20 protein-coding genes are annotated in these 21,067 nt (G+C 71.4%); 11 read left to right on the top strand and 9 right to left on the bottom strand.

Going from position 1 to position 21,067, the window contains the following annotated elements:
* The first annotated feature begins 25 nt into the window (after positions 1 to 25).
* Complete coding sequence (locus tag AB0H62_RS18010; RefSeq protein WP_220241818.1) at positions 26 to 1,798, top strand: glycoside hydrolase family 18 protein; 1,773 nt, start codon at positions 26 to 28, stop codon at positions 1,796 to 1,798.
* A 90-nt stretch (positions 1,799 to 1,888) separates the two neighbouring features.
* The gene (locus tag AB0H62_RS18005) at positions 1,889 to 2,638 is read left to right on the top strand and encodes a short-chain dehydrogenase/reductase (protein ID WP_220241817.1); all 750 of its coding nucleotides are present in this window, start codon (positions 1,889 to 1,891) and stop codon (positions 2,636 to 2,638) included.
* A 1-nt stretch (position 2,639) separates the two neighbouring features.
* Here the strand turns inward: AB0H62_RS18005 and AB0H62_RS18000 are convergent, their stop codons facing one another.
* Positions 2,640 to 3,299, bottom strand: a complete 660-nt coding sequence (locus AB0H62_RS18000) for a helix-turn-helix domain-containing protein (RefSeq protein WP_220241816.1) — start codon at positions 3,297 to 3,299, stop codon at positions 2,640 to 2,642.
* A 134-nt stretch (positions 3,300 to 3,433) separates the two neighbouring features.
* On the opposite strand from AB0H62_RS18000, the gene AB0H62_RS17995 reads away from it, so the two are divergent.
* The gene (locus AB0H62_RS17995; RefSeq protein ID WP_360586962.1) at positions 3,434 to 4,249 is read left to right on the top strand and encodes a class I SAM-dependent methyltransferase; all 816 of its coding nucleotides are present in this window, start codon (positions 3,434 to 3,436) and stop codon (positions 4,247 to 4,249) included.
* A 36-nt stretch (positions 4,250 to 4,285) separates the two neighbouring features.
* Here AB0H62_RS17995 and AB0H62_RS17990 read toward each other — a convergent pair whose 3' ends face one another.
* Positions 4,286 to 5,110, bottom strand: coding sequence for an oxidoreductase (locus AB0H62_RS17990; protein ID WP_220241814.1), 825 nt, complete (start codon positions 5,108 to 5,110; stop codon positions 4,286 to 4,288).
* A 69-nt stretch (positions 5,111 to 5,179) separates the two neighbouring features.
* On the opposite strand from AB0H62_RS17990, the gene AB0H62_RS17985 reads away from it, so the two are divergent.
* Positions 5,180 to 5,719, top strand: a complete 540-nt coding sequence (locus AB0H62_RS17985; RefSeq protein WP_220241813.1) for a MarR family transcriptional regulator — start codon at positions 5,180 to 5,182, stop codon at positions 5,717 to 5,719.
* Between the two features lie 7 nt (positions 5,720 to 5,726).
* On the opposite strand, the gene AB0H62_RS17980 is transcribed toward AB0H62_RS17985, so the two are convergent.
* Entirely contained in the window at positions 5,727 to 6,713 is a 987-nt protein-coding gene (locus AB0H62_RS17980) for an aldo/keto reductase (RefSeq protein WP_220241812.1), read from the bottom strand.
* A gap of 90 nt (positions 6,714 to 6,803) precedes the next feature.
* On the opposite strand from AB0H62_RS17980, the gene AB0H62_RS17975 reads away from it, so the two are divergent.
* Positions 6,804 to 7,205: a MerR family transcriptional regulator gene (locus AB0H62_RS17975; protein ID WP_220241811.1), complete on the top strand. Its 402-nt coding sequence runs from the start codon at positions 6,804 to 6,806 to the stop codon at positions 7,203 to 7,205.
* Positions 7,206 to 7,252: 47 nt separating this feature from the next.
* Here AB0H62_RS17975 and fdhA read toward each other — a convergent pair whose 3' ends face one another.
* Entirely contained in the window at positions 7,253 to 8,467 is a 1,215-nt protein-coding gene (gene fdhA / locus AB0H62_RS17970; protein ID WP_360586958.1) for a formaldehyde dehydrogenase, glutathione-independent, read from the bottom strand.
* A 193-nt stretch (positions 8,468 to 8,660) separates the two neighbouring features.
* Between fdhA and AB0H62_RS17965 the strand changes: the two genes are divergently transcribed.
* Together AB0H62_RS17965 and AB0H62_RS17960 are read left to right on the top strand one after the other, a co-directional pair.
* Positions 8,661 to 9,659, top strand: a complete 999-nt coding sequence (locus AB0H62_RS17965) for an acetamidase/formamidase family protein (protein ID WP_220241809.1) — start codon at positions 8,661 to 8,663, stop codon at positions 9,657 to 9,659.
* A gap of 11 nt (positions 9,660 to 9,670) precedes the next feature.
* Positions 9,671 to 10,432 carry an SDR family NAD(P)-dependent oxidoreductase gene (locus AB0H62_RS17960; protein ID WP_220241808.1) on the top strand — a complete coding sequence of 254 codons (762 nt, stop codon included), beginning with the start codon at positions 9,671 to 9,673 and terminating at the stop codon, positions 10,430 to 10,432.
* A 3-nt stretch (positions 10,433 to 10,435) separates the two neighbouring features.
* Here AB0H62_RS17960 and AB0H62_RS17955 read toward each other — a convergent pair whose 3' ends face one another.
* The 4 genes from AB0H62_RS17955 to AB0H62_RS17940 all read right to left on the bottom strand — a co-directional run bounded on the left by AB0H62_RS17955 (position 10,436) and on the right by AB0H62_RS17940 (position 15,188).
* The gene (locus tag AB0H62_RS17955) at positions 10,436 to 11,374 is read right to left on the bottom strand and encodes an alpha/beta hydrolase (protein WP_220241807.1); all 939 of its coding nucleotides are present in this window, start codon (positions 11,372 to 11,374) and stop codon (positions 10,436 to 10,438) included.
* Between the two features lie 139 nt (positions 11,375 to 11,513).
* Complete coding sequence (locus tag AB0H62_RS17950; RefSeq protein WP_220241806.1) at positions 11,514 to 11,789, bottom strand: YggT family protein; 276 nt, start codon at positions 11,787 to 11,789, stop codon at positions 11,514 to 11,516.
* 88 nt (positions 11,790 to 11,877) lie between these two features.
* Positions 11,878 to 14,172, bottom strand: coding sequence for a glycoside hydrolase family 3 N-terminal domain-containing protein (locus AB0H62_RS17945; RefSeq protein ID WP_360586955.1), 2,295 nt, complete (start codon positions 14,170 to 14,172; stop codon positions 11,878 to 11,880).
* Complete coding sequence (locus AB0H62_RS17940) at positions 14,169 to 15,188, bottom strand: LacI family DNA-binding transcriptional regulator (RefSeq protein ID WP_360586953.1); 1,020 nt, start codon at positions 15,186 to 15,188, stop codon at positions 14,169 to 14,171. Before AB0H62_RS17940 ends, AB0H62_RS17945 begins: the two co-directional genes overlap by 4 nt.
* A 133-nt stretch (positions 15,189 to 15,321) precedes the next feature.
* Here AB0H62_RS17940 and AB0H62_RS17935 point away from each other — a divergent pair, with 133 nt between their 5' ends.
* From AB0H62_RS17935 to AB0H62_RS17920, 4 genes are all read left to right on the top strand, one after another.
* A complete protein-coding gene (locus AB0H62_RS17935) occupies positions 15,322 to 16,614 on the top strand; it encodes an extracellular solute-binding protein (RefSeq protein ID WP_360586951.1) in 1,293 nt (430 codons plus the stop codon).
* Complete coding sequence (locus AB0H62_RS17930) at positions 16,614 to 17,579, top strand: sugar ABC transporter permease (RefSeq protein WP_220241802.1); 966 nt, start codon at positions 16,614 to 16,616, stop codon at positions 17,577 to 17,579. Before AB0H62_RS17935 ends, AB0H62_RS17930 begins: the two co-directional genes overlap by 1 nt.
* A 1-nt stretch (position 17,580) precedes the next feature.
* Positions 17,581 to 18,405, top strand: a complete 825-nt coding sequence (locus AB0H62_RS17925; RefSeq protein WP_220241801.1) for a carbohydrate ABC transporter permease — start codon at positions 17,581 to 17,583, stop codon at positions 18,403 to 18,405.
* Between the two features lie 65 nt (positions 18,406 to 18,470).
* On the top strand, positions 18,471 to 20,204 hold the full coding sequence (locus AB0H62_RS17920) for an IlvD/Edd family dehydratase (protein WP_360586949.1): 1,734 nt from the start codon (positions 18,471 to 18,473) through the stop codon (positions 20,202 to 20,204).
* Between the two features lie 29 nt (positions 20,205 to 20,233).
* On the opposite strand, the gene AB0H62_RS17915 is transcribed toward AB0H62_RS17920, so the two are convergent.
* Positions 20,234 to 21,010, bottom strand: coding sequence for a sigma factor-like helix-turn-helix DNA-binding protein (locus tag AB0H62_RS17915; RefSeq protein WP_360586947.1), 777 nt, complete (start codon positions 21,008 to 21,010; stop codon positions 20,234 to 20,236).
* Positions 21,011 to 21,067: the final 57 nt, after the last annotated feature.

The following is a 21,067-nucleotide window of genomic DNA, read 5'->3' as shown; positions in this document are numbered from 1 at the left end:
TCCCCGCCGAAGCCGGAGGTACGCGATGAGGCGTTCCCGACTGTCCGTGTTCCTGGCCGCGTTCGCCGTGGCCCTGGGTGGGCTCGTGGCCGTGCCCGGCAGTGCCGGGGCCGCGAACCTGCTGGTCAACCCCGGGTTCGACGGCGGGTCGACGGCCGGGTGGGAGTGTGCGGGCGGGGCGGCCACCGTGGCCTCGCCGGTGCGTTCGGGGGCGGGGGCGCTGGCCGTGACGGCGTCCGCGGCGGACACCGGGCAGTGCAGCCAGACAGTGTCTGTGCGGCCGAACACGACCTACGCCGTCGAGGCGTGGGTGCGGGGCAATCCGGTGTACCTGGGGGTCGCCGGAGGGCCTTCGACGTGGACGGGCTCAGGTGACTACACGCGCCTGGCGCTGTCGTTCACCACGGGCGCGAGCCAGACGTCCGCGCAGCTCTACCTGCACGGCTGGTACGGCGGCGGCACCTACTACGCCGACGACGTCAGCCTCGACGGCCCGGGCGGCGGGACCCCCGGCGCACCCGCCGCGCCGGCAGCGCCCAAGCTCGGCGCGGTCACCAGCACGTCGATCGGCCTGACGTGGACCGCGCCGGCGGGCACCGTGACCGGCTACCGCGTCTACGAGGACGGCACGCTGCGCACGGCCGTCACCGGCACTTCGGCGACGTTGACCGGGCTGTCGCCGTGCACCTCGCACAGCTACACCGTCGCCGCGTACAACACGGCGGGGGAGTCGCCGCGCAGCGCCACCGTTTCGGGCAGCACCGGCGGCTGCACCAACGCCGGCCTGCCGAAGCACGCCCTCATCGGCTACCTGCACGCCAGCTTCGCCAACGGCTCCGGCTACGTCCGCATGGCCGACGTGCCCGACGCGTGGGACATCATCGACCTCGCGTTCGGCGAGCCGACCACGCCGACGTCCGGCGACATCCGCTTCAACCGCTGCCCGGCGACTGAATGCGCCGGCGTGGAGAGCGACGCGGACTTCATCGCGGCGATCCGCGCGAAGCAGGCGCAGGGCAAGAAGGTGCTCATCTCCATCGGCGGCGAGAAGGGCCAGGTGCAGCTCACCACCGCGGCCGCGCGGGACGCGTTCGTCAGCTCCGTCTCCGCGATCATCGACAAGTACGGCCTCGACGGGCTCGACGTCGACTTCGAGGGCCACTCGCTGTCACTGAACGCGGGCGACACCGACTTCCGCAACCCGACCACCCCCGTCGTGGTCAACCTGATCTCCGCCCTCAAAACGCTGAAAGCCCGCTACGGCAGCGGGTTCGTGCTCACGATGGCGCCCGAGACGTTCTTCGTGCAGGTCGGCTACCAGTTCTACGGCGGCTCGTCGGCCGGCGACCAGCGCACCGGCGCGTACCTGCCGGTGATCAACGCCCTGCGCGACTCGCTGACCGTGCTGCACGTCCAGGACTACAACTCCGGGCCGGTCATGGGGCTGGACAACCAGTACCACACCATGGGCGGCGCCGACTTCCACATCGCGATGACCGACATGCTCAAGGCCGGCTTCCCCGTCGCCGGCGGTGCGTTCTTCCCCGGCCTGCGCGACGACCAGATCGCGCTCGGCGTCCCGGCGACCGTCAACGCGGGCAACGGCTACACCGCCCCCGCCGACGTGCAGACCGCCCTGACCTGCCTGGCGAAGGGCACCGGCTGCGGCGGCTACACCCTGCGCGGCGGCACCGTGCCGGGCCTGCGGGGGCTCATGACGTGGTCGATCAACTGGGACCACTTCTCGGGCTGGGCGTTCCAGAACGCGCACGCGCCGTTCCTGGACACGCTGCCCTGAGACAGCCTGCCTGAGACCCACGAGACATGGCGGGACGTGGGCGATCTTCGGCAGACTGGGAACCACCGGCGAAGATCGTGAGGACAACCGATGGACCTGAAACTCCGCGGCAGGCGCGCCCTGGTGACCGGCGCGTCGAAGGGCATCGGCGCGGCCGTGGCCGAGGTGCTCGCCGCCGAGGGCAGCCACCTGCACCTGGCCGCACGCAGCGGCGAGGCGCTCGAAGCCCTCGCCCGGAAGCTGCGGGAAGCGCACGGGGTCGAGGTGACCGTGCACGTCGTCGACCTGCGCGAAACGGCCGATCTCGAACGGCTCGCCGAGGCCACGGCCGACGCCGACATCCTCGTGAACAACGCCGGCGACATCCCGGCCGGCACGCTCGACCAGGTCGGCCCCGACCGGTGGCGGCACGCGTGGGACCTCAAGGTCTTCGGCTACGTCGACCTCACCCGGCTCGTCTACTCGCGGCTTCGCGAGCAGGGCCGCGGTGTGATCGTCAACGTGATCGGTGCCGGCGGTGAGCGGCCGAAGCCGGAGTACATCGCCGGCGGCACGGGCAACGCGGCGCTGATGGCCTTCACCCGGGCGCTCGGCGCCGAAGGTCCGCGCGACGGCGTGCGCGTGGTCGGCGTGAACCCCGGCCCGGTCGCGACCGAGCGGATCACCACCATGCGCGCGGCCAACGACGACGTCGACGCGAGCTTCGCCGCGCTGCCCTCGCGCCGCGTCGCCGAGCCGGGCGAGGTCGCTGACCTGGTGGCGTTCCTTGCTTCGGCCCGCGCCGACTACATCAGCGGCACCATCGTGACCATCGATGGCGGGATGTCCGCCGCGTCCTGATTCACCCGGCGGCGAAGACGTGCCGCCACCGTTCGGCCGAGTCGGCGAGGTCGCGGCCGACGTGGTCGAAGTAGTCGCCCATCGCGGCCAGCCGCGCGGCGGCGGGGGAGCCGGCCAGCAGGCCGGCGCCCTCGCGGGCGGAGGTGGCCCACGCGGTGCAGACGTCGGCTTCGCGGCGGCACGAGCGGTACCACGCGTCGTCGTCGACCCGGTAGTGCTCGCGGCTGCCGGGCTCGCTGACGCGGCGGACGAGCTCCAGCTGCTCCAGGTACGCGATCGCCTTGGACACCGACGCCGGGCTCACGCGCACGCGCGCCACGAGGTCCGTCGCGGAGAGCGTGCGCCGGTCGCTGGTGAGGAGCGTGGCGAGCACGCGGGCCGGCATGCGCGGGAGTCCGGTGTGGACCATCATCTCCGTGAACCGCTCCTCGAACCCGCTCACCGCCGGGGCGCCCGCGGGCACGCGCCGGCCCCGCTCGTGCGTGGCCTCCTGGGCGTGGTCGGCCCGGTAGCCGCGCGGGCCGCCGTTGCGCTGGACTTCCCGGCTCACAGTCGACGTCGGCCGCCCGAGCAGCCGCGCGATCTCGGCGTAGGCGAGCCCGGCTTTCAGCCCCTCGGCGACGCCTTGACGGTCCTCGTGGGTCAGACGGCTTCCCGGCATGCGCCCGAGCGTACCCCGTCATTGCAACAAGGGCGCCCCGTTGCACTCGTGACAGCCATTGCAATACAAGGAAAACCCGAGTTGACGGACCCGGTGATCAGTCGTAGTTTCCGGATCGGGAAAAGGGGGTCACCATGGACACGACGGCGTTCACCGCGGTGGAGAACAGCCTGTACCTCACGCTCGACGGCCGCGCGCTCGACGCCCGCGCACCCCGCCCGGTGCTCGGCGACCCCACGGCCGCGGGCGTCGTGGCGGCACTCGGGCACGACCCCGCGGCGGGGCCGCTGGTGAAGAGCCAGGTGTTCGACATCGCCGTGCGCTCGCGCATGCTCGACGACGTGGTGCGCTCGTTCGTCGGCCGCCACCCCGACGCCGTGGTGCTGGAGCTGGGCTGCGGGCTCGACGGCCGGATCGAACGCGTGCGGCCACCATCCACAGTGGACTGGTACGACCTCGACCTGCCCGCCGTCGTCTCAGTGCGCGAACGGCTCCTGCCGCCGCCCGCGAACGTCCACCCGGTGGCCGCCGACCTCACCGACCCGGCGTGGCTCGAGCGGATCCCGGCCGACCGGCCCGCAGTCGCGGTCGCCGACGGGCTCGTCGCCTTCCTGCCGCAGGACGCGTTCGTCGCCCTGCTCGCCGGGATCGCCGGGCGCTTCCCGACGGGCGAGATCGCGTTCAACAGCTACACGCGCTTCCACGTCTGGGCCATCAAGCACTACCGCGGTACCGGTTCCATCGCGGGCGTCGTGGCCAACCCCGGCTTCGACGACCCGCGCGCCCCGCAGCGCTGGGTGCCGCAACTGGAGCTGGTCGACGAGCAGTTCGCGTCCCGCGCGCCCGAGGTCGCGTTGCAGCCGCCGGCGCTGCGCTGGTTCACCCGGCTGGCGGCTCGCAGCACGGCGATGGCCAGGCGGGGGACGTGCGTGCTGCGCTACCGCTTCTGACTCACGGGCCGGCGTGTCGCGGCCGACGCCGCTGCCTCACGCGTCCGGATACCGCGTATCCAGCGCGACCGCCTCCCACTCGGCCAGGTCCGCCAGCTGCTTCTCCAGCTTCGCCCTGATCCGCGTCACCGCTTCAGGGCCGAGTGGCAGCCGCAGCGGTGCGTCGGGGGTGTCGACGAGCTTCAGGATGGCCGCGGCGGCGCGGGCGGGGTCGTTGGGCTGGTGGCCGTCCTGACCGGAGAACTGGGAGCGCAGCCGGCCGGCAGGGGTGTCGGCGTAGTCGGCGATCGGGTCGGCGAACGTCATGGACCGGCCGGCGAACTCGGTGCGGAACGGGCCCGGCTCGACGATGCTGACGCGGATCCCGAGTGGCCCCACCTCGCCGGCGAGGGCTTCGGACAGGCCTTCCAGCGCGAACTTCGACGTCGCGTAGATCGCGTGGCCCGGGTTGCCGACGACGCCGCCCACCGACGAGAGCTGCACGATGTGCCCGCTGCGCCGCGCGCGCAGGTGGGGCAGGACGGCGCGTGTCACGGCGAGCACGCCGAACACGTTGGTCTCCATGACCTTGCGCGTCTGCTCGTCGGTGAGCTCTTCGAGCGCGCCGATGAGGCCGTGGCCCGCGTTGTTCACAAGGACGTCGATCTGCCCGTACTCGGCGAGCGCGGCGTCGACGGCCGAGCGGATCGACGCGGGGTCGGTCACGTCGAGGCGCGCGACGAGCGCACGGTCGGCGAAGTCCTTCACCGACTCGACGTCTCGCGCGGTGGCCACGACCCGCTCGCCCCGCGCGAGCACCGCCTCGGCGAGCACCCGCCCGAAACCGGCGCTCGTGCCCGTGATGAACCAGACCCGGCTCATGTCCGTCTCCTCGATTCGCGGTATCTTGATACTCAAACCAAACTACCTTGAGACTCAAGGGAGTGTCCAGTGGACCAGGACTCGGTCGGCGCCGGCCTCGCGGCGTGGCTGCGCGTGATGCCCGCCGGGGTCGACGCGGACGTCGAGGCCGCGCGCCAGCGGATCGGCCGGCTGTCGCGGCAGTTCGAGCAGGTGCTGGGCCGCGCGGCCGCCGCCCACGACCTCACCCCCGGCGACTGGCAGGCACTCTCGGCCCTGCACCGCTCCGGAGAACCGCCCGTGCTCACGCCCAAGGAGCTCGGTGACCTGCTGGGTGTCACGTCGGGCACCGTCAGCGTCCGCATCGACCGGCTCGCCCGCGCGGGGCTGATCGAACGCGTCGCGGCCGCCGACGGACGCAGCCGACCGATCCGCCTCACCCGCAAGGGCCGCGCCCGCTGGGCCGCCGCCACGAAGCAGCGCACCGACGACGAACGCGGCCTCTTCGCGGGCGCACTCGAACCCGACCGCCTGACGGCCCTCAACACACTGCTGGCCGATCTCCTGGCCCGCTTCGAATCGGAGTTCGGCCCGGCGTCCACAGTGGACCGGATCGGCGGCGAGGGCTGATCGGCCCTTACGAAAACCGGGCGAGGATGTTGTGCGGGAACGGCAGCTCGGGCGCGCTCACCTCCGTGAGCCGGTCGAGCACCGCGGCGGGCAGGTCCAGCGCCAGCGCTCCGAGCGTGTCCGTGAGCTGCCGCGCCGAGCGCGCCCCGACGAGGGTGCCCGCGATTCCGGGCCGCCGCAGCACCCAGTGCATCGCGACCTGCGCCGGCGTCTGGCCGGTCTCTGCGGCGACCTCACGGACGGCGTCGAGCACCGCCCAGCGCCGTTCGGAGTGCTTCGTGCCGTCGAGCCGGCCGGACCCGGCGCCGTCGCGAGAGTACTTGCCGGTGAGGAAGCCGCCGGCCAGCGCGCTCCAGGGCTGTACCGCGATGCCGAACTCCGCGGCGAGCGGGAGGTGCTCGGTCTCGATCGTGCGCTCCACCAGCGAGTACTCCAGCTGCATCGCCGTGATCGGTGGTCCGCCGAGCATCGCGGCCTTCGTGGCGTACCAGGCGGGCACATCGCTCAGCCCCACCGCGCGCACCTTGCCCGCGCCCATGAGATCGGCAAAAGCCGCCACGACCTCCTCGGCCGGGGTGAACCCGTCCCACACGTGCAGCCAGTACAGGTCCACGTGGTCCACGCCCAGGCGCCGCAGTGACCGCTCCAGCGACGCGATCATGTTCTTGCGCCCGTTGCTGCGCCCCAGGACGTCGCGCACCGGCTCGCCGTCGACGAACCGCGGGCCCGAGTACTTCGTGGCCAGCACCAGCTCGTCGCGGTCGGGCACCTCGCGTAGAAACTCGCCGACGAGCTCCTCGCTGCGCCCGTCGCTGTAGTTGTCGGCCGTGTCGACGTAGTTGCCACCGGCGCCGACGTAGGTGCGGAACACCTCGCGCGAGGTCGCGTCGTCGGAGGAGAGGCCGCTCGGGCCGAACGTCATCGCACCCAGGGCCAGCGGCGAGACCCGCAGCCCGGAACGGCCCAGGGGCCGGTAGTCGTCCAAACCAGTCATGCCCCGAGCGAACAACCCGGACCGAGGTCCGGGTCAAGTCCCGAACCCGGAGCTTGACCTGGAGCGCGCTCCAGGTGGGAGTCTGGACGGGTGGATTCCTACTCACCCTCCGAAGTGACCGCCCGGACCGGCTTCAGCATCGACACGCTCCGCTACTACGAACGCATCGGCCTGCTGCGCGACGTCCACCGCACCGCGGGCGGGCGCCGCCGCTTCACCGAGGACGACCTGCGGTTCCTGCACCTGCTGCGCTGCCTGCGCGACACCGAGATGCCGATTGCGCAGATGCTGCGTTACGTGGAGTTGCTGCGCGAGGGCGACGACACCCAGGCCGAACGCCTCGCCGTGCTGCAGGATCACGAGACGCGCGTGGCCGAGCAGATCGACCGGCTGCGCGGGCACCAGGAGCACATCCGGATGAAGATCGCCTTCTACGGTGCCGCGGTCGACCAGACGCCGCTGGATCAGACCGAAAACCTGGCAAAAGTCTGAGCCGAGCCGGTGGAGCGGCGCCGCGACGCCACCCCACCGGATGGTGCTCAGTTGAGCAGACCGTGCGGGTCCAGCACGTACTTGCGTGCCGCGCCCTGGTCGAACTCGTGGTAGCCGCGAGGCGCGTCGCCGATGCTGATCGGCGTCGCGTTCACAGCCTTTGCGATCTGCACGCGGTCGTTCAGGATCGCCATCATCAGCTTCCGGTGGTACTTCATCACCGGGCACTGGCCCGTGGTGAACGAATGCGACTTCGCCCAGCCCAGCCCGATCCGGATCGACAGCGAGCCCTGGCGCGCCGCCTCGTCGCCGGCCCCGGGATCCCCCGTCACGTACAGGCCGGGAATGCCCAGCGCCCCGCCCGCACGCGTGAGGTCCATCAGCGAGTTCAGCACCGTCGCCGGGTGTTCGGTCGCCGACTCCTTGCCGTGCCCGCGCGCCTCGAACCCGACGGCGTCGACCGCGCAGTCGACCTCCGGCTCACCCACGATGGCGGCGAGCTGGTCCTTCGGGTCGCCCTTCGACACGTCGATGGTCTCGCAGCCGAAGCTGCGGGCCTGCGCGAGCCGTTCGGCGTTGAGGTCACCCACGATCACCACCGCGGCGCCGAGCAGCTGCGCCGACGCGGCCGCGGCCAGCCCCACCGGGCCGGCTCCCGCCACGTAGACCGTCGACCCCACCGTGACACCCGCCGTGACGCAGCCGTGGAAGCCGGTCGGGAAGATGTCCGAGAGCATCGTGAGGTCGAGGATCTTCTCCATCGCCTGGTCGCGGTCCGGGAATTTCAACAGGTTCCAGTCGGCGTAAGGAACCATCACGTACTCCGCCTGGCCGCCGACCCAGCCGCCCATGTCGACGTAGCCGTAGGCCGAACCCGGCCGGTCCGGGTTCACGTTCAGGCAGATCCCCGTCTTGCCCTCCTTGCAGTTGCGGCAGCGTCCGCACGCGATGTTGAAGGGCACCGAAACCAGGTCGCCCACCTTGATGAACTCCACGTCACGGCCGGTCTCGATCACCTCTCCGGTGATCTCGTGACCCAGTACCAGTCCCTGCGGTGCCGTCGTGCGGCCACGGACCATGTGCTGATCGGAACCACAGATGTTGGTCGCTACGTTCTTAAGGATCACCCCGTGCTGGGTTTCCCGGCCCACGTTCGCCGGATTCACCCCCGGCCCGTCCCGGAGCACGAAGCCGGGGTATTCGATCGACTCGACCTCGACCTTGCCCGGTCCCACGTAGCTGACTGCCTTGTTGCCTGCCATGATTTTCTGGCCGCCTTCCTCGTTCGTCGGTGAACAGGTTTGGCGCGGCGTTGGGTCTCCCCGTCACGTCAGGCAGTCCATGCTAACCCTGTTGCTGGTTCCGGCGCGCTGACTTGCCTGCGGCCTCCCCGGTGGGCAAGATCGACGACGGCGGGGGGCCGGTCGTGCAAAGCCTTCGGCATGAGGAGCCAGCGTGGAGATCGTCGAGTTCACCCCCGAACGCGAGCAATACGCGTGGACCTTCGGCGGGGTCGCCCCGATCCGGACGGTGAAGCCCGGCACGGTGTTGAAACTCTGGACCGAGGACGCGTTCAGCGGCCGGCTGCAGAGCGCGTCGGACAAACCGAGTGAAAAACTCGACATGCGGGAGGTCAATCCGCAGACGGGACCGTTCTTTGTGGACGGCGCGGAACCCGGTGACACGTTGGCGCTGCACTTCGTGGACCTGGAACCGGCGCGCGACTGGGCCGCGTCGGCGACCATCCCGTTCTTCGGCGGGCTCACCGCCACCGACCGCACGGCGATGCTGCACGAGCCGCTGCCCGAGCTGACCTGGATCTACCAGCTCGACCGCGAGAAGCAGATCGTGGTGTTCGAGGCGCTGCGCGGCGACTTCCGCGTGGACCTGCCGGTGGAACCGATGCTCGGCACGGTCGGCGTCGCGCCGGCGGGGCGTGAGGTGCGCACGTCGCTGGTGCCGGACATGTTCGGCGGCAACATGGACACGCCCGAGATGAAGGCGGGCGCGACCTGTTACCTCGGCGTGAACGTGCCGGGCGCGCTGTTCTCGGTCGGCGACGGGCACTACCGCCAGGGCGAGGGCGAGGCCTGTGGCACGGCCGTGGAAGGCGCCATGAACGTGACGCTGATCGTCGAGCTGATCAAGGGCGGTGCGCCGGTGTGGCCGCGCATCGAGCAGGACGAGAACTACGTGGTGGTCGCTTCCTCACGCCCGCTGGAAGACGCATGGCGCTCGAGCCAGCACGGCATGATCGGCTGGCTCGGCGAGCTCTACGGGCTCGACCCGCTCGACGCCTACCAGCTGCTCACGCAGATCAGCCAGGCCCCGCTGGCCAACGTCGTCGACGCGAACTACAGCGCCGTCACCAAGATCGCCAAGCGCTTGCTGCCCACGGGCGAGGCGTACGGCGGAATGCACCGGTACCTGCGCGAGCAGGCCGCGAAGCTCTAGGAGGAAAACGCATGGATCTGCGGCTGGCCGGGCGCAAAGCCCTGGTGACCGGCGGTACCAAGGGGATCGGGCGCGCGGTCGTCGCCTCGCTCGCGGGTGAGGGCGCCGCGGTGGCGTTCTGCGCGCGTACCGAATCCGAGGTGCGCGCCACCGAGAAGGAGTTCCGCGACGCCGGCGCGACGGTGTCGGGCGAGGCCGTGGACGTCGCCGACGGCGCGGCGCTGACCGCGTGGGTCGAGCGTGCCGCGGCCGACCTGAACGGCCTCGACATCGTCGTGGCGAACGTCAGCGCCCTGGCCATCGGCCCGACCGAGGAGAACTGGCGCTCCAGCTTCGAGGTCGACCTCATGCACACGGTGCGCGTCGCCGAGACCGCGCTGCCGCACCTGGAACGCAGCGAGGCCGGCTCGATCATCGCCATCTCGAGCGTCTCGGGCCGCGAGATCGACTTCGCCGCCCCCGCGTACGGGACGATGAAGGCCGCCGTCGTGCACTACATCCAGGGCCTGGCGCTGCAGCTGGCGCCGAAGGGCATCCGCGCCAACACGGTGTCGCCCGGCAACACCTACTTCGAGGGCGGCATCTGGCACAGCACCGAGAGCGGCAACCCGGAGCTGTTCAACCAGGCACTGGGTCTCAACCCGATGGGCCGCATGGGCACGCCGGAGGAGATCGCCTACGCGGTGACCGTGCTGGCCAGCCCGCTGGCGTCGTTCATCACCGGCACCAACCTGGTGGCCGACGGCGCTCTCACCCGGGGTGTGCAGCTGTAGGTCTCAGTTCTGTTGGACGCTGTGGTGTTCGGCGCTCCGGGTCCTCGGGCTCGGAGCGCCGAGCTGTTCGCGGAGGAAGTCGATGCCCGCGGTGGTCATGGTTTCGCGGGTACCGAGACCGTAGATGTGGCCGGCGTCCTCGAGCCACCTGAACTCGGCATCGGCGCCTGCCTGCCAGTACGTGGCGACGAGGGTTTCGCTCTGGGTGATGGGCACGACGTCGTCGGCGGTGCCGTGCACGACCAGCAGCGGCGCGGCCGACTCGCTCACGTGCGTGAGCGGGCTGGCCGCGGCGGCGAGCGCCGGGTGCTGCGCGGGCGCGCCGCCGAGAAGCCACGCGTGCGGGTCTTCCCCTGTGGCGTGGAACGGTGAGCTTGGCGGAGGCGGCGGCAGCCGCGTGAAGTCCGACGGCGGGCTCCACGCCACGGCCGCCTGCACGCGGCTGTCCGGGCCGAGCACGCCGATGTCGCCTTCCAGCTCCGGCCGGCCGCCGGTCACGGCGAGCATCACCGCGAGGTGCCCGCCCGCGGCGTGGCCCCACGCGGCGAACCGCTCCGGGTCCAGCGCCAGCGTCGTGTGGTGTTGACGCAGCCAGCGCACCGCGGCCTTCACGTCGTGCAGCTGTGCCGGGTACACCGCTTCGCGGCTGTGTCTGAAGTGGACTAAGCCCACGGCGAACCCGGCCGCGGGCAGGCGCTCCGCGAGGTACCGGCCGAGCGGCGCGTGCTTGGGCGAACCCACGGCGAACGCGCCGCCGTGCACGAACACGACCACCGGCCACCCGGTGGGCGGCGGCGGACCGGCCGGCACGGCGAGGTCGAGCAGCAGCGGCCGGTAGCCGAGCAGGGGCGCGACCACGGCGTCGCGGTAGAGCACCCGGCCGGCGGCGGGCTCGGGGTCTGGCGGGGCCGTCTGCGGGAGAACGGGGAGCACCTGGGTCACGAGCCGACTATCACCCACCCCGGCCCCCGACAGGTAGCCGTACCAGGAAGCGGGACGAGGTGGTGTTTTCCCGGCATCCGGACCGATTTCGCGCAGGCCGTGAGGTGCTGCCCCTCGCCCGGGCGGTGAGGGGCAGCCGTCACAGGGCGAACGCGATCGACCGCACGATCACCGCCGCGAAGAACACCACGGTGAACGCGAGATCGATCGACAGCCCGCCGGCGCGCACGGGTCGCAGCACGCGGCGCACGGGGGCGATCACGGGCTCGGTCGCGCGGTGGCTGTAGTAGCGCGCTTTCCCGAGCCAGGGCGGCCCGGTCGTCGCCAGGCGCGTCCAGTCCAGGATCATGCGCGCGATCAGCAGCAGGATGAACACGGTCAGCACGTACCCGACCAGCGTTCCGATCAGGCTCATCACACACTCCTCAGGGTGGGTCGTTCACCTGGCTCAACGCAGGGAGCGCCCGCGGAGTGTCCCGTTTGCCGGAGTTCTCAGCGAGTTATCAGCCGGGGACCACCGTGACCCGCGGCTGGAGCACGCGGTCGAACCCCAAGACGCGCCGCGATCCCGTGATCGGCACCGCCAGCACGGTGTGCGCGACGGCGCTCGACGGGCCCACGAGCAGCTCCACCGGCCCGGTGTCGACGATCCGGTCGTCGGCCCGCCCGGTGTAGGAGGCGAGGTCCGCGTGCAGGTCCAGGTGCACCACGCGGGTCTGTCCGGGCGGGAGCGGCACGCGCGGCGCGGCGATCAGCTGCCGCAGCGGACGTGCGACCTCGGCGACCGGATCGTGGAGGTAGACCTGCACGACTTCCGACGTCTCCGTGTCGTGCGGGTTGTGCAGCGTCACGCTCACCCGGCACGAGCCGTCGGCCGGCCACACGGGCCCGCCGGCCACCGAGACCCACGTGGCCGGGTGGTAGGTGAGACCGTGTCCGAACGGGAACACGGGCGTGGGGTCGACCGAACTGACGTCGCTGCGCGCGGCCAGCGCCGCGCCGAGGTAGGTCGACGGCTGGCTCGCCCCGGCGGCGGGGAAGCTCACCGGCAGGCGGCCCGACGGCTCGACCCGGCCCGTGAGCACCCCGGCGAGCGCCGCCGCGCCCTCTTCCCCGGGGTAGAACCCGCACACGACGGCCGCCAGGCGCTCGACTTGGCGCGAGAGCTCATAGGGCCGGCCGGACAGCAGCACCAGCACCACGGGTGTGCCCGTCGCCAGCACCGCTTCGAGCAGTTCCTCCTGCCGGCCGGGCAGGCGCAGGTCCGAGGCGTCGCAGCCTTCGCCGGAGGTGCCGCCGCCGAACAGGCCCGCCCGGTCGCCGAGCACGGTTACGCAGACGTCCGCCGCCGCGGCCGCCTCGACGGCCGCGGCGAGGTCTTCGTCCGTGCCGCCGGTGACGCCGCAGCCCTCGGCGAAGGTGACGTCGAACGACTCCCGCAGCGCCTCGGCGACCGTGGGCACGTCGAGGCCGAACGGCACGTCCGGGTGGTGGACGCCGACGTGCATCGGGAACGAGTAGCAGCCGAGCATCGCGCCCGGTTCGTCCGCGCGGGGGCCCACGACCGCCAGCCGAACACCGGAACGCAGCGGCAACGCTCCGGTGTTCGACAGCAGCACCACCGACCGCTCGGCAAGCTCTCGCGCGAGCGCCCGCGACTCGGCGTCGTCCAGCTCGGTCACGGCCGGGTGGGGCGACCACTCGGGATCCAGCAGGCCCAGCTCGAACTTCTGCGTCAGCACGCGGTACACCGCACGGTCCACAAGGGACTCCTCGACGCTGCCGTCGGCCAGCGCGGCCAGGAGCGGCGTGCCGTAACAGTCCACTGTGGGCAGTTCGACGTCGATGCCCGCGCTCAGTGCCTGCCCCGCCGCGTCCGCCGCTCCGGTGGCGACGTGGTGCAGGGCGTGCAGGAACGCCACGGAGAAGTAGTCGGACACCACCGTGCCGGTGAATCCGTAGCGCTCGCGCAGCAGGGTGGTGAGCAGTTCCGGATCGGCCGCGGCCGGCAGCCCGTCGAGGTCGGTGTAGGAGTTCATCACCGACCGCGCCCCGGCGCGCAGCGCGTGCTCGAACGGCGGCAGCAGCACGTCGGCGAACTCGCGCGGCCCGACCGACACCGGCGCGAGGTTGCGCCCGGCCTTGGACGCGGAGTAGCCCGCGAAGTGCTTGAGCGTCGCGACGATCCCGGCCGACTCGAGCCCGGCGACGTAGGCCGCGCCGATCGTGCCGACGAGGTACGGGTCCTCGCCGATGGTCTCCTCGACGCGGCCCCAGCGCAGGTCCCGCGCGACGTCCAGCACGGGCGCCAGCCCCTGGTGCACGCCGAGGGCCCGCATCGTCCGCCCGATCTTCTCGGCCATGCGCCCCACGAGGTCCGGGTCGAAGCTCGCGCCCCAGCACAGCGGCGCCGGATACACCGTGGCCTGCCACGCCGCCAGGCCTGTGAGGCACTCCTCGTGCACCACGGCGGGGATGCCGAAGCGCCCGCGCGCCACGATCTCCTCCTGTGTCCGCGCGAGTCCCCGCGCGCCGATCTCCGGGTCGACCGGCCGGGTGCCGAACGCGCGGGTCAGCTGCCCGACCCCGTGCGGCACGTGCGCGTCCCAGTCCGGCGGGTCGTGGGCGAAGTCGTGCTGATGCGGCGCGACCTCGCCACCGGAGTCCATGCCGACCCAGATTCCCGACAGCTGCGCCACTTTCTCGCGCGTGGTCATCCGGGCCACGAGATCGCGGACACGCTCGGCCACGGGCAGCCGCGGGTCGCGCCAGGGCTCGGGCGCGGTCTCGGTCGTCACGAGCCGGCCCGCGGCGCGGCGCTCGACGAGCGCACCACCAGTTCCGTGTCGAGCACCACGGGTTCACGCTCCTCGGGGTCGCCGTTGATGAGTCCGATGAGGACGGTGATGGCGCGGTGCCCCATCTCGCGGATGGGCTGTTGCACCGTGGTGAGCGGGGGAGTGCACAGCGCCGACTCGGGGATGTTGTCGAAGCCGACCACCGACACGTCGTCCGGTACGCGCAGGCCCAGCGCCGCCGCGGCGGCCAGGGTCGCGATCGCGGAGGTGTCGTTGGCGGCGAACACGGCCGTCGGCCGGTCGGGGCGCGTCAGCAGCTCCCGCGCCGACGCGGCCGCCAGCTCGCCGTCGTAGTCGCCGGCCACGACGAGGGTTTCATCCACCTCGACGCCGGCGGCGGCCAGCGCGCGCCGGTAGCCGGTCTCGCGAAGCTGCGCGGACTGCAGGTCCGGCCGGCCCGCGAGCAGCGCGATCCTCCGGTGCCCGAGCTCCAGCAGGTGCTCGGTCGCCAGCTGTGCGCCGCGCAGGTTGTCGGAGACGATCGCCGGCAGCGGCGAGCGCCCGGTGTGCGGATCCACCGCGACGACCGGAGTTCCGGGCAGGCCTTCGAGTTCGGCCGCGGGCGTCACGAGCACCGCGCCGTCGACGAGCGTGCCGCTCAGCCGCGACAGGTACCGGCGCTCCCACCCCACCGGGTCGCCGGTGCGCCCACCCGCCGAGTACACGACGAGCTCGAACCCGGTGCCGCGTATCGCGTCGGCCGCGCCCTTGAGCAGTTCGGTGCTGAACGGCTCGAGGTCGGCCACGAGGATGCCGATCACGTTGGTCTTGTGGTTGCGCAGGCTCTGCGCCACGAGGCTCGCCTCGTACCCCAGCTCGTCGATCACGGCGCGGACGCGCGCGAACGTGTCGGCGGCGACGCCGTAGCGCTGGTTGATCACCTTCGAGACCGTCGCGACCGACACTCCGGCACGGGCGGCGACGTCACGGATCGTGACACGGGAACGGGGCTGCACCGGCTCAGCCTAGCGATGTAAAACGTTATCGACAACGATTGACACGGGAATTTCGGGCGCGCAGACTCTTCGCCATCCCGGGTGCCGTCACGCCCCGTCCAACTCGGCCGAAGTCGTCAGGAGTGGATCCGTCATGCGTCCCAGCCGGAGATTTCCCCTCGCCGCGCTCGTCGCGGCAGCCGCGCTCGTGCTGTCCGCGTGCGGGGGAGGTGGCGACGAAGGCCCGGCCGCCGCGTCGGGACCGGTCACACTGACCTGGTGGCACAACGGCACCGCGGAACCCGTGCGGTCGCTGTGGCAGCAGGTCGCCGACGACTACCACAAGGCGCACCCCGACGTGTCGTTCACGGTGCAGCCGATCCAGAACGAGGAGTTCCCGACGAAGGTGCCGCTGGCGCTGCAGTCGAACACGCCACCGGACCTCTACCAGCAGTGGGGCGGCGGGGACGAGGCTTCGCAGGTCGAATCGGGTCGCGTGGCCGACCTGACGTCGTCGGTGCAGAGCTGGATCGGGAGCGTCGGTCCGACGGCGCAGGGCTGGCAGGTCGGCGGGAAGCAGTACGGCGTGCCGTACGTGCAGCACGTCGTCGGGTTCTGGTACCGCAAGGACCTGTTCGCCCAGGCCGGGATCACGGCTCCGCCGACGACCATGGCGGACTTCAACGCCGCCATCGGCAAGCTGAAGGCCGCGGGCATCGCGCCCATCGCGCTCGGTGGCAAGGACCGCTGGCCCGACGCGTTCTACTACGACTACTTCGCCGTGCGCGCGTGCTCCGCGCAGGTGCTCAAGGACGAGATCACGGCCGTGAAACTGCAGAACCCGTGCTGGGTCAAGGCCGGCCAGGACCTGCAGGGCTTCCTCGCGACGCAGCCCTTCCAGACCGGGTTCAACGGCACGCCGGCGCAGCAGGGCGCCGGCAGCTCGGCCGGGCTCGTCGCCAACGGCAAGGCCGCGATGGAGCTGCAGGGCGACTGGGACCCGAGCACGATGTCCTCGCTCACCGACGACAAGGACCTCGACTCGAAGCTCGGCTGGTTCCCCTTCCCGTCGGTGCCCGGCGGCGCGGGTGACCCCGCCGTGCTGCTCGGTGGCGGCGACGGGTTCTCGTGCACGACGCGCGCCGCGGCCGCGTGCGCCGGGTTCCTGCAGTACCTCACGAGCACGCCGGTGCAGCAGAAGATCGCCGAGGCCGGCTCGGGCCTGCCGGTGAACGCCGACGCCGTGGCGTCGTTGAAGAGCGAGTCACTCAAGGCCGTGGCCGAGCAAACGCGCAAGGCGTCGTACGTGCAGATGTACTTCGACCGCGCGTTCCCGACCGCCGTCGGGCAGGCGCTCAACGACGCCGTCGCGAACCTGTTCGCGGGGCAGGGCAACCCGGAAGCGGTGGTGCAGGCCGTGAACCAGGCCGCCACCGGGAACAAGTGATGGCGGCTCCCGCTCCGCCGCGGCCGCTCGCGCGGACCGTCCACAGTGCACCCCGGCGCCCGTCGCGGCGCCGGGGCCGCACCCGGCTCGAGCTGGCGCTGCTGCTCGGCCCCGCGCTGGTGCTGTTCGCCGGGTTCGTGCTCGTGCCGATCGGCATCGCGGTGTACTACAGCTTGTACTCGTGGAACGGGTTCGGCCCGCTCACGGACTTCGTCGGGTTCCAGAACTACGCCGACGCGTTCGGCGGCGCGGTGTTCCGTGGCGCGATCGCGCACAACGTGGTCATCGCCGTGCTCTCGATCGTGGTCCAGCTGCCGCTGAGCATCGGCATCGCGCTGCTGCTGGACCGCAAGCTCAAGGGCCGCACGTTCCTGCGGATGGTGGTGTTCGCGCCGTACGTGCTGTCGGAGGCGATCACCGCCGTGATCTGGCTGCTCATGCTGCAGCCGAACGGGTTCGTGGACGAGCTGCTGCGCGGCGTGGGCCTGGGCGGGCTCGTGCACCAGTGGCTCGCGGACCCGGGCATCGTGCTGTACACGCTGTTCGTGGTCATGACCTGGAAGTACCTCGGCTTCGGCATCATCCTGTTGCTCGCGGGCCTGCAGGGCGTGCCGCCGGAGCTGCGGGAAGCCGCCGCGCTCGACGGTGCCACCGCGTGGCAGACCACGCGGCACGTGGTGCTGCCGCTGCTCGGCCCGACGATCCGGATCTGGGTGTTCCTGAGCGTGATCGGTTCGCTGCAGCTGTTCGACCTCGTGTGGATCATGACGCTGGGCGGTCCGGCCAACGCGTCGACCACGATGGCCAGCTACCTGGTGGACCACGGGTTCAAGCGCTACGAGTTCGGCTTCGGCAGCGCGGTCGCGGTGGTGCTGTTCGCGGTCTGCTTCGTGTTCGCGTTGCTGTACCAGCGGTTCGCGCTTCGCCGTGACACCGCGGGTGCGCTGACCAGGGTGGTGGGCTGACGTGGCGGGCCGGCGCTGGGGCCTGGTCGCGGGCTACGCGGCCGCGGTCGTCGTCGTGGTGGTCACGGTGGTGCCGCTGCTGTTCGTGGTGCTCGGCGGCTTCCGCACCAACGGGCAGCTCAACACCGATCCGGCCGGGCTGCCGGGGCCGTGGGTGTGGAACAACTACCGCAGTGTGGTCACCTCCCCGGACTTCTGGCGGTTCCTCGGCAACAGCGCGCTGATCGCGGTGATCGCGACGGTGCTGGCCGTGGGCCTGGGTTCGATGGCGGCGTTCGCCTTGTCCCGCTACGCCTTCAAAGGCCGCGAAGCCGTGTATGTCCTGTTCACGCTCGGCCTGCTGTTCCCGCTGGGCGTCGCCACGCTGCCGCTGTACCTGTGGTTGCGCCAGCTCGGGCTGCTGGAGAACCCGCTGGGCGTCGCGATCCCGGAGGCGGCGTTCTCGCTGCCGGTGACGATCGTGATCCTGCGGCCGTTCATGCACGCCGTGCCCGGGGAGCTCGAGGACGCGGCCGTGCTCGACGGCGCGAGCCGGCTCGGGTTCTTCTGGCGGATCATGCTGCCGCTCTCGGCGCCCGCGCTCACCACGGTGGCGGTGCTCGCGTTCGTCACGAGCTGGAACGCGTACCTGCTGCCGCTGCTGGTGTTCAACGACAGCGCGCACTTCACGCTGCCACTGGGCGTGGCGACGTTCCAGTCGCAGTATTCGCAGGACACGGCGCGGGTGCTGGCGTTCACCGCGCTGTCGATGGTTCCGGCGCTGGGGTTCTTCGTAGTGGCGCAGCGACGGATCGTCGGTGGGCTGACCGGGTCGGTCAAGGGCTGATCACTTGCCCCACCGCGTGGTCTGCGGTGGAGTGGGGGTTCGGGCACCGGGCACGGGAGGTTCGCGTGGAGCAACGGCAGGGCGAGCGGCGCAGCGCGGCTTGGTTCGGCGCGTCGGGCCGCGCCGGGATGATCCACCGGTCGTGGATGCGGTCGCAGGGCTTCGGCTCGGACGTGTTCGACGGCCGGCCCGTGATCGGGATCGCGACGAGTGCGTCGGAGCTGGCGCCGTGCAACGTGCACCTGACGCGCGTGGCCGAGGCGGTGAAGCGCGGTGTGTGGCAGGCCGGTGGGTTCCCGTTGGTGTTCCCGACGATGGCCACCGGAGAGACGCTCATGCGTCCCACCGCCATGCTCTACCGCAACCTGATGGCGATGGAGGTCGAGGAGCTCATCCGCGCCAACCCGCTCGACGGTGTGGTGCTGCTGTCCGGTTGCGACAAGACCACCCCGGCGATGCTGATGGGCGCGGCGAGCGTGGACCTGCCCGCGGTGATGGTGACCGGCGGGCCGATGCTCAACGGCAAGTTCCGCGGTGAGGACGTGGGGTCCGGCACGCACGTGTGGAAGTTCGAGGAGGAGCTCAAGGCCGGGCGGATGAGCCAGGAGGAGTGCTTCTTCGCCGAGGGCTGCATGGCACGGTCCAACGGCCACTGCATGACCATGGGCACCGCGTCCACCATGGCGTGTCTCGCCGAGGCGCTCGGCATGCAGCTCCCCGGCTCGGCGACGTGGCCGGCCGTCGATGCGCGCCGCTTCGAGACGGCGCAGGCGGCGGGGCAGCGGATCGTGGCGATGGTGGACGAGGAACTGCGCCCGTCGTCGATCCTGACCCGTGAGGCGTTCGAGAACGCGATCCGGGTGAACGCGGCCATCGGCGGCTCCACCAACGCGATCATCCACCTGCTGGCGCTCGCCGGCCGCGTCGGCGTGCCGCTGGAGATGGCGGACTTCGACGCGCTGGGCCGCGACGTGCCGACGCTCGTGAACCTCATGCCGTCGGGCAAGTTCCTGATGGAGGACTTCTGCTACGCCGGCGGCCTGCCCGTCGTCGTGCGGCGCTTGGCCGAAGCCGGTCTGCTGCACCCCGGCACGGTCACGGTGACCGGGAAGTCCTTGACCGACAACGTGTCCGACGCCGAGTGCTGGAACGACGAGGTGATCACCCCGGTGGCCGAGCCGTTCCAGCCCACGGATTCGGGCACGGCCGTGCTCAGCGGGAACCTCGCGCCCGACGGCGCGGTGATCAAGCAGTCGGCCGCCTCGCCGGAGCTGCTCACGCACACCGGCCCGGCTCTGGTGTTCGACACCGCCGAGGACTACCACCGCGTCGCCGACGACCCGGATCTCGACGTCACGGCCGACACCGTCCTGGTCATTCGCGGCGCCGGCCCGAAGGGCTACCCAGGCATGCCGGAGGTCGCCAACGTGCCCCTGCCCGCCAAACTGCTCAAGGACGGCGTCACCGACCTCGTGCGCATCTGCGACGGCCGCATGTCCGGCACCGGCTACGGCACGGTCGTGCTGCACGTCAGCCCCGAGTCCGCCGCGGGTGGCCCGCTCGCGCTGGTGCGCACGGGCGACCGGATCACGCTGGACACTCCTGCGCGTTCACTGACCCTGCACGTGTCGGACGAGGAGCTGGCGGCCCGGCGTGTGGAGTGGTCGGCGCCGGAATCGCCTTATGTCAGCGGGTACACGTGGCTGTACACGCACCACGTGACCCAGGCGCACCAAGGTGCGGACTTCGACTTCCTGCACGGCTCCCGCGGCCCTGGTGTGCCGCGCGATTCGCACTGAGATCCACGCCCGCGGGTACGACGCCGAGCTCAGACGTGAGAAAGCTTGTCCGGGTTGATCACCCTGCGGTACGCGGTGATCAGGCCGTCGGTGATCTGCACGGTGTCGACGGAGTAGACGCGGCCCTGCCAATGGCACACCAGGGCGAGCTCGCCGCCCACCTCGATGAACCCGATGTGGTGCGGTCGCCACATCCGGCCCACTCGCACCATCACGTCGGCCATGCGCTCGGCACCGCGGAGGATCTTGCGTGCCGCCGTGACCTTGCCGCCGCCGTCGGTGATGTAGACGGCGTCCGGGTGCAGGAGCCGGACCAGGCCGGTCAGGTCACCGGATTCGTAGGCGGCGCGAAAGGTCGCCAGCAGCCGTTCGCGTTCCTCCTTCGGTGCGTCCGGAGTGGACTGCTTTGCCTGGGCCACTCGCCGTCGCGCCCGGGAGGCGAGCTGGCGGGAGCCGGGTACGGAGACGTCGAGCACTTCGGCGATCCGGCCGAACTCGAAGCCGAAGACGTCGTGCAGGACGAAGGCCACCCGCTCCGGTGGGGTCAGCTGGCCCACGGTCAGGCCCTTGGTGCCGTAGCCCAGTTCGACCACGACACCCGACACGTCGTGCCCAGCCACGCTCGGCGTCCGATCCCGGCCGGCACGGTCGTTCCACGTGCCCGGCCAATCCAGCTCGCCGGTGGTGAAGCCGGCGGCGTGCACCCGCACGAGAACGTCGTTCTCCGCCGTGCGTGGACAAGGTATGTCCTCAACGGACAGTCCGGCGACACCGGCGTCACGTTCGCGGACGGTGATGGCTTGCATGGAGGTCCTCATCTGGTAGCCCGGTTGTCGTCAGGGAGACGAGGCAGCCCCGGCGCG

The organism is Amycolatopsis sp. NPDC050768 (assembly GCF_040654155.1).
Lineage (GTDB): Bacteria > Actinomycetota > Actinomycetes > Mycobacteriales > Pseudonocardiaceae > Amycolatopsis.
This window is presented reverse-complemented; position numbering and strand designations above follow the sequence as displayed.

Excerpts from the sequence above, each read along its gene's own strand:
- AB0H62_RS18010 (WP_220241818.1), top strand. The coding sequence starts at position 26 with ATGAGGCGTTCCCGACTGTCCGTGTTCCTGGCCGCGTTCGCCGTGGCC.
- AB0H62_RS18005 (WP_220241817.1), top strand. The coding sequence starts at position 1,889 with ATGGACCTGAAACTCCGCGGCAGGCGCGCCCTGGTGACCGGCGCGTCG.
- AB0H62_RS18000 (WP_220241816.1), bottom strand. The coding sequence starts at position 3,299 with ATGCCGGGAAGCCGTCTGACCCACGAGGACCGTCAAGGCGTCGCCGAG.
- AB0H62_RS17995 (WP_360586962.1), top strand. The coding sequence starts at position 3,434 with ATGGACACGACGGCGTTCACCGCGGTGGAGAACAGCCTGTACCTCACG.
- AB0H62_RS17990 (WP_220241814.1), bottom strand. The coding sequence starts at position 5,110 with ATGAGCCGGGTCTGGTTCATCACGGGCACGAGCGCCGGTTTCGGGCGG.
- AB0H62_RS17980 (WP_220241812.1), bottom strand. The coding sequence starts at position 6,713 with ATGACTGGTTTGGACGACTACCGGCCCCTGGGCCGTTCCGGGCTGCGG.
- fdhA (WP_360586958.1), bottom strand. The coding sequence starts at position 8,467 with ATGGCAGGCAACAAGGCAGTCAGCTACGTGGGACCGGGCAAGGTCGAG.
- AB0H62_RS17960 (WP_220241808.1), top strand. The coding sequence starts at position 9,671 with ATGGATCTGCGGCTGGCCGGGCGCAAAGCCCTGGTGACCGGCGGTACC.
- AB0H62_RS17950 (WP_220241806.1), bottom strand. The coding sequence starts at position 11,789 with ATGAGCCTGATCGGAACGCTGGTCGGGTACGTGCTGACCGTGTTCATC.
- AB0H62_RS17935 (WP_360586951.1), top strand. The coding sequence starts at position 15,322 with ATGCGTCCCAGCCGGAGATTTCCCCTCGCCGCGCTCGTCGCGGCAGCC.
- AB0H62_RS17930 (WP_220241802.1), top strand. The coding sequence starts at position 16,614 with ATGGCGGCTCCCGCTCCGCCGCGGCCGCTCGCGCGGACCGTCCACAGT.
- AB0H62_RS17915 (WP_360586947.1), bottom strand. The coding sequence starts at position 21,010 with ATGCAAGCCATCACCGTCCGCGAACGTGACGCCGGTGTCGCCGGACTG.